Raw genomic sequence first — 16,652 nt, 5'->3', positions numbered from 1 at the left:
TTATGAGGGTGTTTTTTCTCTCATTCCTTTTTCTTCTTGCTGCAGCCTGTACGCTGACAGGTCCAGACAGGGCGGATCTGTACGTTTATCTGTTCAACATCGGTGTTCTTGATGATGCCACCGTTGATCTGAAAGAAAGTTCTCTGTCGGTGAACGGAGAAGAACACAGTCTCGAATACGTTCTCAGGGAAGGGGGATTCCATCTGACCACCGTGGACATACCTTTTGACACGACAGATCTTCTACTCACCGTGAACGCAACGATTGTGACAGAAGAGCAGACGGTGACGGCGTCTTTCAGTGCAAGGCCAGTTGTGCTGTTTCACGACATCACTGGATTTGAAACATCTACGATCCTTGATGACAACGCCTATCTTCTTCTTGATCTTGAAAAGGAAAGGGTCTTTGCCGTCGAAGAGCCTGTGAGGGTGTCTGGAGGAATCAGTCAAGAAGGAAGCGTTGTGACTTTAAGCTTCGAGGGCTACGAGATGAAGGTTCCTGTCTACAACGGAGAGTTTCTCTTCTACCTGCCAAGACCGTTCGAAAGATACGATGTGGACGTTTCTTTCGACGATATGTCAACCTCTCTCACCTTAGAGGAGGGGAGGGACGAGTACGAGGTCACGTTCTAAGATAAGGCCTCGAAGAAGAAAGAGAGTTTTGAAGTTGAACGTGGGACTTTTAACACTTTTGTTTTTCATGCTGTTTGTCTTCTTTGTGAGCTATCACAACTACCAGATGGCGGAAGCACGGCACAACCAGCTTCTGAAGGAGTACGATGCGCTGAAAGAGAAGATCGAAGAGCAGAAAAGGCTGAACGAAAGACTCTTAGAGGTGATAGAGAGTGAAGCGATTCGTGGTTACAACGTCCCACAAACCGGACAGAGAACAGGTGATGAAGGCCAGGGAACTCGCTGAAAAACTCGGAACGATCTACGTTCCAAGAAAACGTTTGAAGGAAGTAGAGGTGGACTTCTATTATGTGGTGGAAAAGAACAAGATTTCGATAAAATGGCCTGGTGGGGAGTTCTTCTTTCATCCTTCTTCTGCCATTCTTCGCATGAGGAACATAAGGAGTGGACAAAGAGACTATCTGATAGAGACCCTCCAGCCAGAGGGGAACGAAGTGGTTCTGGACACGACCTTCGGACTTGGAAGTGAGGCCATTCTCATGGCAGCCTTCCTTCCCGAGGGAAAGGTAATTGGCCTTGAGGGGTCGATTCATATATACACCGTGGTGAAACACGGTATGGAGAATTTCGAAACGGATATAAAATGGCTGAAAGAGGCCTTGAAAAGGATCGAACTCTATCACGCGGATTTCAAAGAATACATCAGAAAGCAACCCGATAACTCCTTCGATGTGGTCTACTGCGATCCTATGTTCGAAAATCCGGTGTACGAGTCTTCCGCCATGAACCCGTTAAGACCCTTTGCGGTGTACGACACGGTGAACGAGGACGACGTGAAGGAGATGCTCAGAATCGCCAGAAAGAAGGTCATACTGAAAAGCCACATCAAGGACTCACTCTTCAAAAGGATCAGAGTGGATGAGCTGAAGGGTTCCAGAAAAAGCGGGGTGATGTACGGGGTGATCTACAAGCGATGAAGATGGCCATAGTTGGGGGTCCCACCGCCGTTGGGAAAACAGACCTCATGGTGGAAGTATGTGAGGAGATAAACGCAGAGATCGTATCGATGGACTCAAGACAGATCTATCGCTACATGGATATAGGAACGGCCAAACCAACACCGGAGCAGAGAAAAAGGGTACCTCACCACATGATCGACATACTGGATCCTGACGAATATTACAACGCCTTTCTTTACAGGAAAGATTCACTGAAGGCAGTGGAGGACATTCTCAAGCGTGGGAAGATACCCGTATACGTGGGTGGAACGGGGCTCTATGCGGATGCTCTTGTGAGGGGTATATTCGAGGGAGTGCCCGCAGATGAGAACATAAGAAAGGAATTGAGAGAACTCGAAAGAAGGGAACCAGGGATCCTGAGGAAAATGCTCGAAGAATTCGATCCAGAGGCGGCAACACGTATTCATCCGAACGACCTTAAAAGAACCATCAGAGCACTCGAAGTTTATATGAAGACGGGAAGGAGGATATCAGAACTTCAGAAGGAAACAAAAGGAGACGACAGGTTCTTCATAATAGTGCTGACGAGGGAAAGGTACGATCTCTACGACAGGATAAACAGAAGGGTCGACAGGATGGTAGAGATGGGTCTTGTGGACGAGGTAAAGAGACTTTTGAGTATGGGATATTCAAAAGACCTGAACTCAATGAAGACGATAGGATACAAAGAAGTGATCGAATACCTGGAAGGAAAGTACGACTTCGAAAAGATGGTTCATCTCATAAAGAGAAACACAAGGCACTTTGCAAGAAGACAGATCATATGGTTCAAGAGGTACGAGAACGCCATATGGTACAATTTAACTTTCGTGAGCAAAGAGGAGTTGAAGAAGACTTTGAAGGAACTCATAGTGAAGAATTTTTCGGTATAATCTATATTTGAATCTCACGTTGAGGGGGGAGTTCACCTTGGCAGAAAAGTTCAACCTTCAGGACAGATTTCTGAACCACCTCAGGGTCAACAAGATCGAGGTGAAAGTGTACCTGGTGAACGGTTTTCAAACTAAGGGGTTCATCAGATCTTTCGACAGTTACACCGTCCTTCTGGAGAGTGGAAATCAGCAAAGTCTCATCTACAAACATGCCATCAGCACCATCATACCCTCTTCGTACGTTATGTTGATGCCCAGAAAACAGGAGCCAGAAAAGGAGGATGAAACTCCTGAAGACCAGGGATCTTGAAGGGAAAAAGGCGATCGTTGTTGCCGTTGGAAAGGATGAAGAGAAGATAAAAGAGTCCCTTGAAGAAATGAAGGGGTTGTGCAAAACCCTGGGCGTTGATGTTGTTGAATGGCTCTGGCAGAAAAGATCAAAACCCGATCCTGCTACCTACCTTGGGAGAGGAAAACTTCAGAAACTCAAAGAAATAGTGGAATTCTGTGAAGCAGACCTTGTCGTGGTGGACGATGAGATCACCCCGGTTCAGTCGAAAAACATGAGAGAGTACCTGGAAACGGAAGTGCTGGATAGGACTCAGGTGATCCTTGAAATCTTTGCACGCCATGCAACCAGCGAAGAAGGAAAACTCCAGGTGGAAATGGCGAGTCTCCTTTACGAATTGCCGAGGTTGGTTGGAAGGGGAGAGGAGCTCTCAAGACTCGGTGGTGGTATTGGAACGAGGGGTCCCGGTGAACCCCTGCTTGAGGTTTTGAGAAGACATATCAAAAACCGCATTTCACAGCTCAGAAAAAGGCTGAAGGAGATAGAGAAAGAAAGAGAAGTTCAGAGAAAGCAGAGACTGGAAAAGAAGATACCCCATGTGTCCATTGTGGGTTACACCAACGCAGGAAAGTCCACTCTTCTCAAATCACTCACAGAGAGTGATGTTTATATTGCAGACAAGCTCTTTGCCACGCTTGAACCGGTGACAAGACGCTTGAAACTGAAAAGCGGGAAAATCATCCTGGTGAGTGACACCGTTGGATTCATAAGAAAACTTCCCCACACGATCGTGAGTGCATTCAAAGCAACCCTGGAAGAGGTGAAGTATTCGGATGTTTTGATACATCTTGTGGATGCATCCGATCCGTATGCTGAAGAAAAGATGAGGGCTTCGGAGAAGGTGCTGGAAGAGATCGGAGCAGACAGAATCCCGAGGATCCTTGTCTTCAACAAGATCGACCTTTGTCCTGAGGACAGAATAGAGGCGTTGAAATGGAAGTATCCTGAGGCTCTGTTCATTTCGGCAGAAAAGAAGATAGGACTCGATCGCCTTCTGGAAAAACTGGAAGAGGTCCTGAGCCAAAGGGATGTTCAAGAAACCATTGAAGTTCCCATAGAGAAGATAGGGCTGGTTTACGCAATGAAGGACAGGTTGGAGATACTGAACGAGGAGTATCGAGACAGTTATGTTCTTGTCACAGTGAAGGCTGATAAAGATACCGTAGAGCTGTTGAAGGGGAAGGTGGCATCTTGAGAGTGGTCTTTGTCGGAACTCCTGAGTTTGCAGCAGAGATTCTGCGCTACATGGTGAAAAAAGGAATCAACATCGTCGGTGTTGTGACACAACCGGACAAACCGAAAGGCCGTGGTAGGAAAACGCTCCCCACTCCTGTTAAGGTCGTTGCAGAGGAAAAAGGCCTTCCCTGTATTCAACCGGAATCGATAAACAGGAAAGAGGCTCTGGAGTTTTTGCATTCGGTGAATCCGGATGTTCTGATAGTTGCTTCCTACGGTAAGATACTGGGTGAAAAGGTGCTTTCACTTCCAAAGCATGGTTGTTACAACATCCATCCTTCTCTTCTTCCGAAGTACAGAGGTGCTTCTCCTATACAGAGGGCCCTTGAAAATGGGGAGAAGAAAACGGGGGTTACCATCTACAGAATGGTGAAAGAACTCGACGCAGGTCCCATTGCTCTTCAGAGAGAAGTGAACATAGACCCTTTCGAAACGTTCGATCAGCTGGAGAAAAGGTTGATAGAGCTTTCGAAGGAAATGGTGATTGAGTTTCTTGAGAAGTTGGAAAATGGTGAAATACATCTGAGAGAGCAGGATCATACCCGGGCAACTTATGCTCCTCTCATAAAGAAAGAAGACCTGTTCGTTGATTTTTCGAAGGGCGCGGAGACGGTGAAGAACAAGATCAGGGCGTACGACTCAAGGCCCGGTGCAAGGGCTTTTTTGAACGGGAAAGAGGTAAAATTGTTCGGAGCAATGGCTGTAGATAGTTCGAACGATGAACCAGGTTTGATACACTATATAGATAGAGAGGGTGCCTGGATAGGAACCGGTAAAGGAATGGTGAAGGTGAAATACCTGCAACTTCCCGGGAAAAAGAAACTCACTTTCTGGGAACTCAGGAACGGAAGACTGATAGAAGAAGGAATGAAGCTGGAAGGGAGGTATGAGAGTTGAGAAGGTTGAACTACTTCATGCTGAAAGGAGCAAAGACCGAGGAAGACTACAAAAAGGTGAAGAGCGCAATCGAGAAACTCGATGGTGTGTTCAAGGTGGATTACGAAATGGCAGCCGAAGTTGTTGGTGTGGACTACGACGATGAAACGATTTCCAAAGAGCAGATAAAAGCGGTGGTTGACAGTCTGGGTTACACACTCATCGTATGAAAAGGAGTTGTTCAAGGTGAAAACACTGGAAGTGTTGAGCCTGAAGAAGTACTTTCCAATCAGAAAGGGTTTCCTTGTGAAAAAGATCGTCGATTATGTGAAAGCGGTTGACGATATCTCTTTTGCCGTGGAGAAAGGAAAGACCTTCGCTCTCGTTGGTGAGTCTGGCTGTGGAAAGACAACCACCGCAAAGACGGTGCTCCGTCTCACAAATCCGACTGCCGGTCGTGTCATCGTCGATGGTGACGATACCACTTACTATTTCATGAAAACGAAGGAGGCTATTTCTTACCTGAAGACGACCTACGTGGATATATTCCGCAAGATGAAGACCTCCCTCTCACCCGATGAGATAATAAACACCCTGGATGGTGTCGACAAAAAGTACGCGGAGGTCTTTTTCAAAAAGGTAGAAGAAAACGAGGAAAGATTCTATCGAACTCTGCTTGAAAACATAGAAGAGAAGAGAATGAAATTCAGAAGGAAGATACAGATCGTCTTTCAGGATCCGATGAGCTCTCTGAATCCAAGAATGACTGTTGGAGACATATTGACGGAGCCCATCCTCTTTCATGGACTTGCAAAAACCCGTGAAGAGGCCATCGACATGGCAAGGGAACTCCTTCGTAGCGTTGGGCTCAAGGATTACCACCTGGAGAGGTATCCTCACCAGTTCAGTGGAGGGCAGAGACAGAGGATTGCCATCGCGAGGGCCATCTCCATAAACCCGGAAATAGTGATCCTCGACGAACCAACGGCCTCTCTGGACGTTTCAGTCCAGGCACAGGTTATAAATCTGTTCCTCAAACTCCAGGAAGAGAATGGATTCACCTATCTTTTCATATCACACGACCTTGGGCTTGTGAGATTCATAAGCCATGAAGTGGGTATCATGTACCTTGGAAGGATCGTGGAAATGGGTGACACGGATGAAATCTTCGACAATCCGCTGCATCCCTACACTCAGGCACTGCTGTCTGCCGTTCCGGTGCCAGATCCAAAGGTCGAACGTTCAAGAAAGCGAATCATTCTCAGAGGAGGAGTTCCAAGTCCCATCAACAGACCCGCAGGATGTTTCTTCCATCCGAGGTGCCCTTACAAGATGCCAATATGCGAGAAAGAGTATCCTCTCATGAAAGAGGTTTCACCGAACCACTGGGTGGCATGCCATCTACACTCATCATAAAGGAGGTGTGTGTTCATGCGTAAGTTCTTTGGTGTTTTCGTGTTGATTCTTGCCGTTGCAATGTTTGCAGAACTTTCACCGTTTGCCCAGTTTGAAACTTACATTGGAGCGGACGCCACAGGACAGTACGGGGGAGTGCTCGTAGTTCCTACGCTCTCTGGTCCCAGAACGTGTAACGATGTGGTCGCACAGGAGACGAGCTCTAGAGATGTTATAGCGAGGTTCATGGCTTCCATGATAGAACTCGACAACCACGCGAGGATACATCCCGCCCTTGCAGAAAGCTGGGAGCTCAAACAGAACGAAGACGGCAGCATGGAGATCATCTGGCATCTGAGAAAGGGAGTCAAGTGGAGTGACGGAACTCCGTTCACAGCGGACGATGTGGTCTTCACGATCAACGACATTTACTTCAATCCCGACATACCGAACGATATGCAGGACCTTTTTGCCGACAACTGGCCCGTGGCTGAAAAGATCGACGACTACACGGTAAAGACGACCCTGAAAGAAACCTACAGGCTCGCCGTGAGGTACATCGGAGGCATTCCCATCTTCCCGAAACACGTCGCAGAACCCTACGTGAAAGAAGGAAAATTCAAAGAGTTCTGGACGGTTGATTCCATAAACAAGGGAGAGATCGTTGGACTCGGTCCGTTCATCCCCGTCGAATACGTTCCCGATCAGTACGTGAGATTCGTGAAGAACCCGTATTACTGGAAGTACGACAAAGACGGAAAACAGCTTCCGTACCTTGACGGTATCATCTTCAAGATCATTCCGACACAGGACGCCCAGAGGCTCGCGTTCGAAAACGGAGAAGTTGACGTGTACGGGCCACGCGGAACAGAATACGCTGAGCTCAAGGCCATGGCTCAGGAAAAAGGCTGGGTTGTCGGTGTGGGTGGCCCCAACTTTGGTACCACGTTCATCACTTTCAACTGGAACGCCCCAGATCCTGTGAAGAGGAAATGGTTCAGAAACGACTTCTTCAGAAGGGCTGTTGCTTACGCCATCGACAAACAATCCATGATAGACACGCTCTACAACGGTCTTGCAGTGGAACAGTGGGGTCCGATCAGCCAGGCTGCAACCGTTTACTACGACGAATCCGTTCTCAGAAAATACCCGTACAACCTCGACCTTGCAAGAACAATGCTCAAACTCGGTGGATTCAAATGGGATGAGAACGGTCAGCTCCTCGACAGCGAAGGAAACCCGGTGAAGTTCATCATCATGACCAATGCCGGAGTCCAGGTTCGTGAAGGGATGGGTAACATCATAACGGAGTCGCTCAAAAAGCTCGGAATGGACGTGACGTTTGCTCCTATAGACTTCAACACACTCGTTCAGAAACTCGTCGTGAACGGTGATTGGGAGGCTGTCATAATAGGGCTCACGGGATCCGACGAACCACAGGGTGGAGCGAACGTGTGGAGAATAAAAGGTGCTCTCCACTTCTGGAATTATCATCCTGAGGTCAAAGACTTCGTTGATCCGAACGACTATTACTTGCCTGACTGGGAAAAAGAGATCGATAGAATCTTCGAAGAGAACGTGAAGATCCTCGATCAGCAAAAAGTGGTGGACATGTTCAGAGAGTTCCAGAGACTGGTCTCTGAACACCTGCCACTCATCTACACCACCCAGCAGCTTTACCTGTACGCGTACAGCAACAAACTCCACAACCTCGAACCCACCGCGTTCGGTGGAATGTGGGGCTGGAATCAGGATTGTGTCTGGAAAGAGCAGTGAAGTGTTTCGGAGGGGGAACTTCCCCCCTCCTTTCCAAACTTCTGATGAAGAGGTGATCCTGTTTGCTCAAGTACATCGCCCGCAGACTGGTCATCATGATACCGGAGCTTCTGATCATATCCTTCCTCGTCTTTATCATCATGCAGGCGGCACCGGGAAATTTCCTGGATATGTATCGCCTGGATCCTTCTGTATCGCAGCAGTTTCTTGAGAAGATGGAAAAAGAACTTGGCCTGGACAGGCCCTGGATCGTTCAGTACGGGATATGGTTGAAGAACGTTTTAAAGGGTGACTTCGGGTATTCTTTCTATTACAGGAGACCCGTTTCCACTCTCATATGGGAGAGGGTATTCGCCACGGTGATTCTATCTGTTTCTTCACTTGCTTTTCAGTGGGTGTTGGGGATAATAGTGGGGGTTTTCTCTGCTTTGAAAAAGTACTCCATCTGGGACAAGATCCTCACGGTTGTTGCCTTCAGTGGTATTGCGCTTCCAGGATTTTTCCTGGCCATACTCCTTCTGTTTGTGGCTGCGAAAACAGGCTGGTTCCCGATCGCCGGTATGGTCTCGGTGAACCACAACGACATGACAACGTGGGAAAGATTCAAAGACATCGCATCGCACCTGGTACTACCCACGATCGCCCTCGGTTTTGGTGGTTTTGCGTCCCTGATGAGGTACATGAGAGGAAGCCTTCTTGATGTTCTGAACGAAGATTACGTGGAATTCGCCCGTGCGAAAGGAATGCCGGAACGTGTGGTTATATACAAGCACGCCTTGAGGAATGCCATCAACCCCATGATCACCTTCCTTGGGTTCAGTATTTCCAACGTTCTCGGGGGTGCGGTTATCATAGAGAACATCTTCGCATGGCCCGGTATGGGCAGACTCATCTATCAGGCTCTCCTTCAGCAGGATATCTACATAGTCATGGCGTCTGCTGTGATCAGTGCTATCATGCTGGTGGTGGGTAACCTCATCGCTGATATACTCCTTGCCGCTGTGGATCCAAGAGTGAGATTCGAGTGAAGGAGGAGTCGTCATGGCTGAGGAAAAAGCGATCCACGTTGAGAACGGTGAGATAGAGTTCAAGGAAAAGGTTCTCTCCAGAAGAGAGCTCATCTGGAGGGCTTTCAGAAGAAACAGGCTCGGTATGTTTGGGCTCTATGTCCTCATAGTTCTCTATCTCATGGCTCTTTTTGCCGATTTTCTCTCGCCTTACCATCCCTACGAACAGTCACTGAAACATTCCTTCGCCCCACCGACCAGAGTGCACAGAGAATACAAGGGAAAACGCGTTGGAGCGTATGTTCTTCCAACTGTGAGTTACGTGGACAAAGCCACTTTTGAGAGAAAATTCTACGAGATGCTCTTTCCAAAAAGACTCGTTCTGGATGTCTTTGGATCACAGATCAGTTACGAGATAGGAAAAGAAGGGGTCACCGGTTTTTCCTTCATGGTGGACGAAGAGTACTACCTTGTTCTGAAGGACGGCACCAGAAAGTACGCCGGCTCCACCACCAGGGTGGTGGACTACTTCCTGTTCGGATACGACGACGACGTCCTGGCGAAGGGTGAAGCGGAGATAGAAACCACTTCGCCCGTTGCAAAGGATACGTACTTTGGAAAGTACGGTTTCAGACTGGGGCTCAACTCTCCCGATGATATCAAAAAGGTAATCCTGAAGGAGAAACTCAACATGATCCTGGTGAAAAAAGGTGAGGACATCGAGATGATCACAGGAAAGGTGGTCGATTACGATTACAAAACGTATCCGGTAAAATGGTTCATCAAATCTTGGGGTGGTGACAGAAAGCACAGACTCGGTTATCTTTTTTGGCTCATACCCTTCAGGTACCACCTCTTCGGTGTGGACAATTATGACAACAACGAATACGTGAGATTCTACATAATGGGTGCGGATCAGTACGGTAGAGACATCTGGAGCAGACTCGTGTTTGCCTCCAGGATCTCTCTCTCCATTGGTTTCATAGGAATGTTCATCACTTTTGCGCTTTCTCTGATCTTTGGCGGAATCTCCGGATACTACGGTGGGCTTGTGGACGAGTTCATGATGAGGTTCTCTGAGATCATCATGTCGCTTCCGGGGTTTTACCTTTTGATCCTTCTGAGATCCTTGCTCCCACTGGACATTCCATCCACACAGGTGTACATCTTGCTTGTCTTCATACTCTCTTTCATCGGATGGGCGGGCAGAGCCAGGGTGATAAGGGGAATGGTGCTTTCCATAAAGCAACGGGAGTTCGTGGAGGCAGCAAAGGCGCTTGGCTTTCCAGACACGAAGATCCTCTTTCGTCACGTTCTTCCAAACACAACGAGCTATCTGATAGTTGCCGCCACTCTTGCAATACCAGGATACATCCTGGGGGAGGCGAGTCTCAGCTTTCTGGGTCTCGGTATAAGAGAACCCGATGCAAGCTGGGGATTGATGCTCGCTCAGGCGCAGAATGTAGCCTACATGACCAAATATCCATGGCTTCTCATACCGGGGCTGTTCATCTTCATCACGGTGCTCTCGTTCAACTTCGTTGGAGACGCCTTGAGAGACGCTCTGGACCCGAGGTCTCTCGGATAGGATGCTGAAGTACAGGTTGAGGGGAAAAAGGGTGGAGGAGCTGGTGGAATACGCACAGGCAGGTTTCAAGGAAGCGATAGATCTCATCATCGAAAAGTACTATCCCATGGTTGTGAAAATTTCCTCCCGCTATTTTGCCAGCTGGGCGGAGCAGGAGGATGTGATACAGAACGGACTGGTGGGACTCATAAAGGCCATTTTCTATTACGACAGTTCCAAGAGCTCCTTCACATCCTTTGCCTGGAGAAGTGTGGAATCTGAAATAAAATCCTTTCTCACCTACATGAACAGGAAAAAGAACAGGATGCTCTCCGATGCCGTGAAGGTGGAGTCGATGGAAAAAGAAGAGGACGATTCACCTTTCGAGATGCCGGATGCCAGCCGAGACATCGCCCAGAGCGCTCTTTCTGATATAATTCTAGAGAAGGTTCTGGAGAATTTGAATGAACTGGAAAAGAATATATTCCTCAGATGGCTGGATGGATACTCGTACAAAGAGATAGCGGAGGAGTTTCGTGTGTCTTCAAAGAAGGTGGACAACACGGTTCAGAAGGTAAAGAGAATGATTTCCGAATTAGGGTGATACGATGAAGAGAGATTTTCTTGTTTCTTTTTTTGCTTCACTGATAGTGGTGGCCATTTTGCTCTTCTTCGTTCTTTCGGTCTTCAACTTCTTTTTTCTCAAAAAGCTCGATGCAAGAGTCTCAGAACTGGAAAGAACGCTTCAATCGAAATTGAACGGTTACGAAGACCGCCTGAAAACGCTTGAAGAGTTGTTGAAACCGAACTCCATCGTCAGTCGTTACATCACCGCCTACGAGTACTTTGAGAAATCCAGGATAGATTTTGAGAAGATCTTTTCCGAGATAGAGGACGACCCAACCACCGGCTATATACGCATCTTCGTTGTGGGGAACGACCCTGTGTGGATCACCATCAAGAATGGAGAAAAGATCATCTTCTCAAGGGACATAAAGCCAGGACTTTCTCCTTACAGGTTCTTCTATTACAAGGAGCCAAAGATCGCTACAGATTACGATATCGTGATCCCCAGAAACGCAACGTTGATCGTCGGTGTTCCAAACAGGGTCTTTTTGCTTGTATTCGGTGTAGGAACTTCTCATCATCCCACAAAGATCGTTCAGGTCACTCAAACGCGCCTTGAGAACATAGCGAGAGATCTGAACCTCTACATACCGAGGTAAAAAACAAAGGAGGGACGATCGTCCCTCCCATGCTTCTTTTTGTCTTAATCGGGTCCAGGGGGGATCGGGGGGATGAGGGACACGCAATTCAAAATTTAACTTACCCCTGTAACACTGAATTGAATCACCATGGAAGAACTTCTTAAATCTTCTTGAAAAACCCTTGAAGGAGGAAGAATATGGAACACGTTTTGATCAAAGATTTGAGGTTCTTCGACTATCCAAATGAAACGATTCTTTTCAAAGAAGAGCTGGATAAGGCCAGGATGGAACTCCTGAACTATGTGACCAGACTCTTCAGGGGGAAAAGGTTCGTTTTCATAAATCTGTTCGGCGACAGCGTGGATCCCTTCCTAGCGGAGAAATTCATAAAGGAGTTCATTCCACCGGAGTCCATCGTGCTCGACGAAATAGTGGAGTACCTGAATGTGCCTGTGAAACGGGAGTTTTCCGTTTCGTTTACTGATTTTTCCTCCTCTCCTCTCAGCGACAAATGTGAATGTCTTCTGTACAATGGCGAAAATTTTGAGCGCTTCGATCTTTCACGTTTCAAGTTGAAGTTTCTGAAGGTGGAAGTTTACGAGGACCTGACCTCTCTTCCTGAAGATTCTCTGATCGTTCTGAATGGTCTCCTGTGGAACCACGAGTACGAGGAGATAAAGAACAGAAGGAACGTTCGATTTGTGGGGAAGGTGCTGAACAGGCGAAACTGGTCGAAACTGGATTCTCTCCTTCTTGAAGAAGCAGGGGTGAGGGAAGAGATATGAAGATCAGGCAAGTTTACATCGAAGGATTTGGAAAGTTCGAAGATTTCTCTCTGAATCTTAAGGATGGACTGAACATCGTCTTCGGTGGAAACGCAGCGGGTAAAACCACCCTTGCAAACTTCATCAGATACTGTCTCACGGGAAATTTAGCGAAACTTGAAGACTACAGACCCTGGTATTCGAAAAAGTTCGGTGGTCGTCTCGAAACCGATGAAGGGACAGTGCACTTTGGTTCGGGAGCGGTTGATCCTGAGGTCTTCCTCTTCACCTCTTTTTTACCGGAGCACGTGGATGATACCCTCGAAGGATCTCAAAAGATCTCTTCCCTCGTTTCGGAGAGTTACAGAAATCTTTTCCCTGCAAGAGAGATGGAACGTGTGATGAACGAAGACTTTTCCAGTCTGATGGAAAAGGAAAAGATGCTGAGAAACGAGATATCAAACCTTGAGATGAAGATCAACGAGTGGAAGGGAAAGAGAAAAAAGGTGCTCCTTTTGATGAAAAAAAAGAAAAACCTCGAGGAAGAGTTACTGAAAAGCAGAAGGCTTCTCGATGAAGAGAGAGGACGACTGGAAGAGGAAAAGAAACGACAACTTCAGTCGATTGATTTTCATCTCGAAGAGGTCAAGAAGAAACTCCTGGATGTCGAAGCCGAGTTGAAGGAACTTGAAAGCCAGATCGTCTCATCAAAGAACGACCTGGAGGAAGCCTACGGGCTGTTTCAGAAGTTGAATTATCTGAAAGAAAGGCAAAGCCAGCTTGAAATGGAGATAAAGGAACTGGAGAAAAAATACAACGAGACAAGGGAAAAGATGGAAGACATCCTTAAGGATTTTTCCTGCAGAAGTTTTGAAGAGTTGAAGTTGAGACTGGAAAACCTGAGGCTTCAGATGAATCTTGTCGAAAACGAGCACAGAGCAAGGATGAACGAAATTTCGAGTCGTTTGAAAAGACCTCTGGAAGAGATAGAAAGACAGATGAACACCATAAACGAACGTTTGGAAAAGATAGGAGACAGAATGAAAAAAGCAGACAGAACACTCTCTGTGTTCAAAGTCCTTGTCAGCGTGTTTCTGACGTTTTCTGTGGTATCCGCTGTTTTCATCTTTCTGGCATCGAAGAATCCGTTCATCTATCTGACGTTCGCTGGTGCCGGTGGGGCTCTGCTTTCCATATGGAACTACTTCAGAGTGAAAGAAGAGCTCCAAAATCTGGACAGCGAATTCGTCACTATCTCTTCTCAAAAGAGGGAACTGATGGAGGAAAAGAATCAGGTGTTGAAACGGTTGAAGGAGGCGGTGGGTGTTGAGGATATCGATGGGCTCGAGACCGTGCTGGAAAAACAGTTGAACTCAAGGATGTTTGAAATCGCACCATTTCTCGCAAAATACGGGAGTGATCCAAGGAAGGCCCTCGAAAACGTGGAAAACCAGATAAGAGAGCTTCTCATGATGAAAGACTCTCTGGCCTCTTCCCTTACAGAAAGGAGGAAGAATCTGGAAGAGCTCACAGAATACATGAGAGAGCAGGAAGAAGAGTTCAGAAAAGCGCTGGAAAAGGTCGGTTTAGAGAGTGTTGAAGAGCTCTTGAAACAGCTGGAGCTGAAAGAACAACTCCTGAGACTCGAGAGAGAAAAGAAAGATCTTCAAAATACCATGAAGAAGCTCCTCGAAGAAAAAGAAAACGTTGAATCGATGAAATCGAGCCAGAGAATAAAAGAACTCGAAGAAAGAGTGAACAGCATCGGAAGGGAACTGGAAGCCCTGGAAATTCCACCCCTCGAAGAACCGTACGGTTTGATGGAACAGCTCACAAAAAAGAGACTGGAATTCGCTCTGACGGAAAAAATCATCGAAAACATTCCTGCCTTCAAAGACAGGGTGAAGAGAAAGTACAGTGAATTTGTGATAGGCTATACCGAGGAGTTTTCAAAAGAACTGAGCAGGGTTTACAGGGAATTTTTCGGTGAGTCGATGGTCTTCAACGTCTCTCCCCATCTGGCGGTTGCGGTCAACGTTCCTCAGGAAAAATCGGTGATGAGAGTCCTGAATACGTCCGCTCTGAAAGTTCTGGCGCTTCATGCGAAGGATTTTGTATCGCGTGTCCTCGAAATCGATCTCCCACTTGTGATAGACAACACATTTGTGGACCTGGACGACGAGAAGATAGAGCTTCTCTGGTCAAAGCTGGAAGAGATAACCAGAACAAGGCAGGTGATATTGTTCACAAGTGATCGAAGGTTCCTCAGAGAAGAACCCATCTTCACCCTCTAACTGCAGATCATCTCTCCGTGGCAGCGGTTGCATTCCAGCTGAACGGTCACGTGGGTGACACCGAACCTTTTCAGTCTGGATTCAATTTCATCGAGGATCTTCTGTGCGTCTTTCAGTTCCATGTTCTCCACTTCCACATGGCACTCGAAATGGATCTCTTTCTCTCCCACCCTCCAGGCGTGAAAGTGGTGTGCGTTCCTCACACCATCTATTTTCTCTATCTCTCTTTTTATGCTCTCAAAATCCAGATCTGGAGATGCCTCCATCAGAACATCTAGGGATTCTCTCAGTATCTCGTAAGCCTCTTTGAACATGTACACCGTGATACCCGCAGCGATCACAGGATCCAGCCAGTACACCTTCCAGAACTTCATCAGCACGGCGCCGACGACTACAAGGATAGAAGACAGAGTGTCCGCTACAAGGTGAAGGTAGGCGGATCGAACGTTCATGCTCTCTCTGGTATGTTCGTGGAGAAGAAGAACCGATAGAAGATTGGCAACGAGTCCTATCAGCGAAACGTAGAGAAGAACCGTTGCGTGAACCGTGGGAGGATGCATCAGCCTTTTCATTGACTCCACGAATATCAATATCGATATTACCACGACAGAGATGGCGTTCAAAAATGCCACGATTATCTCGCTTCTTCTGTATCCGAAGGTGTACTTTTCGTTCTTCGGCTTCTCACCGATTTTGATGGCGACAAAACTTGCAAGAAGACTCAAGGTGTCGGAGAGATTGTGAAGGGAGTCCCCCAGGAGGGCAAGACTCCCTGAAACCAGTCCTCCTATAACTTCAGCGATGGTGATGAGAGAGTTGAGCCACACGGAAAAGACGAGTTTTTTCTTCAAGCGGAATTCCTCCTCACGCATACGCTGTCAGATCCAGAAGGCCGTGACCGCTCAGTGTAAATACTATCACACGTTCTTTTCCTTCTTCTTTTGCCTTATTTGCTTCTCTTATCGCTCCCGCTATCGCGTGGGCCGATTCTGGTGCAGGAATTATCCCTTCCAGTTTCGCAAAGAGCTTTGCTGCCTCGAACGTTTCCTCCTGATCGAACGCCTGTGCTTCCACCAATTTTTCTTTCACGAGTCTTGCTATTATTGGTGCAGAACCATGGTATCTGAGCCCACCCGCGTGTATCTTCGGTGGAATGAAGTCTTTTCCGAGCGTGTACATCTTGAGAAGGGGTGTGAGGCCGGCCGTGTCTCCGAAGTCGTAGTCGTACTTTCCTCTGGTCAGTGAAGGACAGGCGGTCGGTTCGCAGGCAACGAATCTGATGTTCTCTCCAGAAAGTTTTTCCGGTATGAAGGGAAGGATCGTTCCTCCGAAGTTCGATCCCCCACCGTGGCATCCAAGTATAACATCGGGCTTTTCTCCAAGAAGTTCGAGTTGCTTTTTAATTTCAAGTCCTATCACCGTCTGATGAAGAAGAACGTGGTTCAAAACACTTCCAAGTGAGTATTTCGTATCGGGATCGGAAACTGCAACTTCCAGTGCTTCGCTGATGGCAATTCCCAGACTTCCGGGATTTTCGGGATCTTCTTCCAGAATTTTTCTTCCAAAACTCGTCTCTTCACTGGGGCTTGGAGTTACTTTTCCTCCGAACAGATTCATCATGTGCTTTCTCATAGGCTTTTGCTGTTGACGTCCTCCC

17 protein-coding genes and 1 pseudogene are annotated in these 16,652 nt (G+C 47.3%); 16 read left to right on the top strand and 2 right to left on the bottom strand.

What is annotated here, in order from left to right; genetic code table 11:
- Positions 1-2 precede the first annotated feature (2 nt).
- From TRQ7_RS02175 to TRQ7_RS02100, 16 genes are all read left to right on the top strand, one after another.
- Positions 3-632 (top strand): hypothetical protein, encoded by a 630-nt coding sequence (locus TRQ7_RS02175; RefSeq protein WP_041843899.1) that lies wholly within the window; start codon positions 3-5, stop codon positions 630-632.
- A 28-nt stretch (positions 633-660) separates the two neighbouring features.
- Positions 661-918 (top strand): hypothetical protein, encoded by a 258-nt coding sequence (locus TRQ7_RS02170; RefSeq protein ID WP_012645033.1) that lies wholly within the window; start codon positions 661-663, stop codon positions 916-918.
- The gene (locus TRQ7_RS02165; protein WP_038066330.1) at positions 845-1,609 is read left to right on the top strand and encodes a class I SAM-dependent methyltransferase; all 765 of its coding nucleotides are present in this window, start codon (positions 845-847) and stop codon (positions 1,607-1,609) included. The genes TRQ7_RS02170 and TRQ7_RS02165 overlap by 74 nt, the downstream gene beginning before the upstream one ends.
- A complete protein-coding gene (miaA, locus tag TRQ7_RS02160) occupies positions 1,606-2,523 on the top strand; it encodes a tRNA (adenosine(37)-N6)-dimethylallyltransferase MiaA (protein WP_012645031.1) in 918 nt (305 codons plus the stop codon). The genes TRQ7_RS02165 and miaA overlap by 4 nt, the downstream gene beginning before the upstream one ends.
- Before the next feature lie 37 nt (positions 2,524-2,560).
- Positions 2,561-2,833 carry an RNA chaperone Hfq gene (gene hfq / locus TRQ7_RS02155; protein WP_012310528.1) on the top strand — a complete coding sequence of 91 codons (273 nt, stop codon included), beginning with the start codon at positions 2,561-2,563 and terminating at the stop codon, positions 2,831-2,833.
- A gap of 13 nt (positions 2,834-2,846) precedes the next feature.
- A complete protein-coding gene (hflX, locus tag TRQ7_RS02150; protein ID WP_144399151.1) occupies positions 2,847-4,067 on the top strand; it encodes a GTPase HflX in 1,221 nt (406 codons plus the stop codon).
- Entirely contained in the window at positions 4,064-5,005 is a 942-nt protein-coding gene (gene fmt / locus TRQ7_RS02145; protein ID WP_012645028.1) for a methionyl-tRNA formyltransferase, read from the top strand. The genes hflX and fmt overlap by 4 nt, the downstream gene beginning before the upstream one ends.
- The gene (locus TRQ7_RS02140; RefSeq protein ID WP_012645027.1) at positions 5,002-5,214 is read left to right on the top strand and encodes a heavy-metal-associated domain-containing protein; all 213 of its coding nucleotides are present in this window, start codon (positions 5,002-5,004) and stop codon (positions 5,212-5,214) included. The genes fmt and TRQ7_RS02140 overlap by 4 nt, the downstream gene beginning before the upstream one ends.
- A gap of 16 nt (positions 5,215-5,230) precedes the next feature.
- Positions 5,231-6,400 carry an oligopeptide/dipeptide ABC transporter ATP-binding protein gene (locus tag TRQ7_RS02135; protein WP_041843898.1) on the top strand — a complete coding sequence of 390 codons (1,170 nt, stop codon included), beginning with the start codon at positions 5,231-5,233 and terminating at the stop codon, positions 6,398-6,400.
- A 15-nt stretch (positions 6,401-6,415) separates the two neighbouring features.
- Positions 6,416-8,155: an ABC transporter substrate-binding protein gene (locus TRQ7_RS02130; RefSeq protein ID WP_041843897.1), complete on the top strand. Its 1,740-nt coding sequence runs from the start codon at positions 6,416-6,418 to the stop codon at positions 8,153-8,155.
- Between the two features lie 62 nt (positions 8,156-8,217).
- Positions 8,218-9,183, top strand: a complete 966-nt coding sequence (locus TRQ7_RS02125) for an ABC transporter permease (RefSeq protein WP_012645024.1) — start codon at positions 8,218-8,220, stop codon at positions 9,181-9,183.
- Between the two features lie 13 nt (positions 9,184-9,196).
- On the top strand, positions 9,197-10,750 hold the full coding sequence (locus tag TRQ7_RS02120) for an ABC transporter permease (RefSeq protein ID WP_012645023.1): 1,554 nt from the start codon (positions 9,197-9,199) through the stop codon (positions 10,748-10,750).
- 1 nt (position 10,751) lies between these two features.
- Entirely contained in the window at positions 10,752-11,333 is a 582-nt protein-coding gene (locus TRQ7_RS02115; protein WP_012645022.1) for a sigma-70 family RNA polymerase sigma factor, read from the top strand.
- A 4-nt stretch (positions 11,334-11,337) separates the two neighbouring features.
- Positions 11,338-11,955 (top strand): hypothetical protein, encoded by a 618-nt coding sequence (locus TRQ7_RS02110; protein ID WP_012645021.1) that lies wholly within the window; start codon positions 11,338-11,340, stop codon positions 11,953-11,955.
- A gap of 179 nt (positions 11,956-12,134) precedes the next feature.
- Positions 12,135-12,722, top strand: coding sequence for a hypothetical protein (locus tag TRQ7_RS02105; protein ID WP_041843896.1), 588 nt, complete (start codon positions 12,135-12,137; stop codon positions 12,720-12,722).
- Complete coding sequence (locus TRQ7_RS02100; protein WP_041843895.1) at positions 12,719-14,995, top strand: AAA family ATPase; 2,277 nt, start codon at positions 12,719-12,721, stop codon at positions 14,993-14,995. Before TRQ7_RS02105 ends, TRQ7_RS02100 begins: the two co-directional genes overlap by 4 nt.
- Here TRQ7_RS02100 and TRQ7_RS02095 read toward each other — a convergent pair.
- Positions 14,992-15,846 carry a cation diffusion facilitator family transporter gene (locus tag TRQ7_RS02095; protein WP_041843894.1) on the bottom strand — a complete coding sequence of 285 codons (855 nt, stop codon included), beginning with the start codon at positions 15,844-15,846 and terminating at the stop codon, positions 14,992-14,994. The two genes, TRQ7_RS02100 and TRQ7_RS02095, sit on opposite strands and share 4 nt — an antisense overlap.
- A gap of 13 nt (positions 15,847-15,859) precedes the next feature.
- Positions 15,860-16,639, bottom strand: a pseudogene (locus TRQ7_RS02090) (TrpB-like pyridoxal phosphate-dependent enzyme); the annotation flags it as partial.
- Positions 16,640-16,652: the final 13 nt, after the last annotated feature.

This window comes from Thermotoga sp. RQ7 (genome assembly GCF_000832145.1).
Lineage (GTDB): Bacteria > Thermotogota > Thermotogae > Thermotogales > Thermotogaceae > Thermotoga > Thermotoga neapolitana.
Note: the sequence above shows the minus strand (reverse complement) of the source record. Positions and strands in the feature narration are given on the sequence as shown.

What these genes read in the sequence shown, in the direction of transcription:
- miaA (WP_012645031.1), top strand. Translation starts at nt 1,606, where the DNA reads ATGAAGATGGCCATAGTTGGGGGTCCCACCGCCGTTGGGAAAACAGAC.
- TRQ7_RS02175 (WP_041843899.1), top strand. Translation starts at nt 3, where the DNA reads ATGAGGGTGTTTTTTCTCTCATTCCTTTTTCTTCTTGCTGCAGCCTGT.
- TRQ7_RS02115 (WP_012645022.1), top strand. Translation starts at nt 10,752, where the DNA reads ATGCTGAAGTACAGGTTGAGGGGAAAAAGGGTGGAGGAGCTGGTGGAA.
- TRQ7_RS02100 (WP_041843895.1), top strand. Translation starts at nt 12,719, where the DNA reads ATGAAGATCAGGCAAGTTTACATCGAAGGATTTGGAAAGTTCGAAGAT.
- TRQ7_RS02120 (WP_012645023.1), top strand. Translation starts at nt 9,197, where the DNA reads ATGGCTGAGGAAAAAGCGATCCACGTTGAGAACGGTGAGATAGAGTTC.
- TRQ7_RS02110 (WP_012645021.1), top strand. Translation starts at nt 11,338, where the DNA reads ATGAAGAGAGATTTTCTTGTTTCTTTTTTTGCTTCACTGATAGTGGTG.
- TRQ7_RS02130 (WP_041843897.1), top strand. Translation starts at nt 6,416, where the DNA reads ATGCGTAAGTTCTTTGGTGTTTTCGTGTTGATTCTTGCCGTTGCAATG.
- TRQ7_RS02105 (WP_041843896.1), top strand. Translation starts at nt 12,135, where the DNA reads ATGGAACACGTTTTGATCAAAGATTTGAGGTTCTTCGACTATCCAAAT.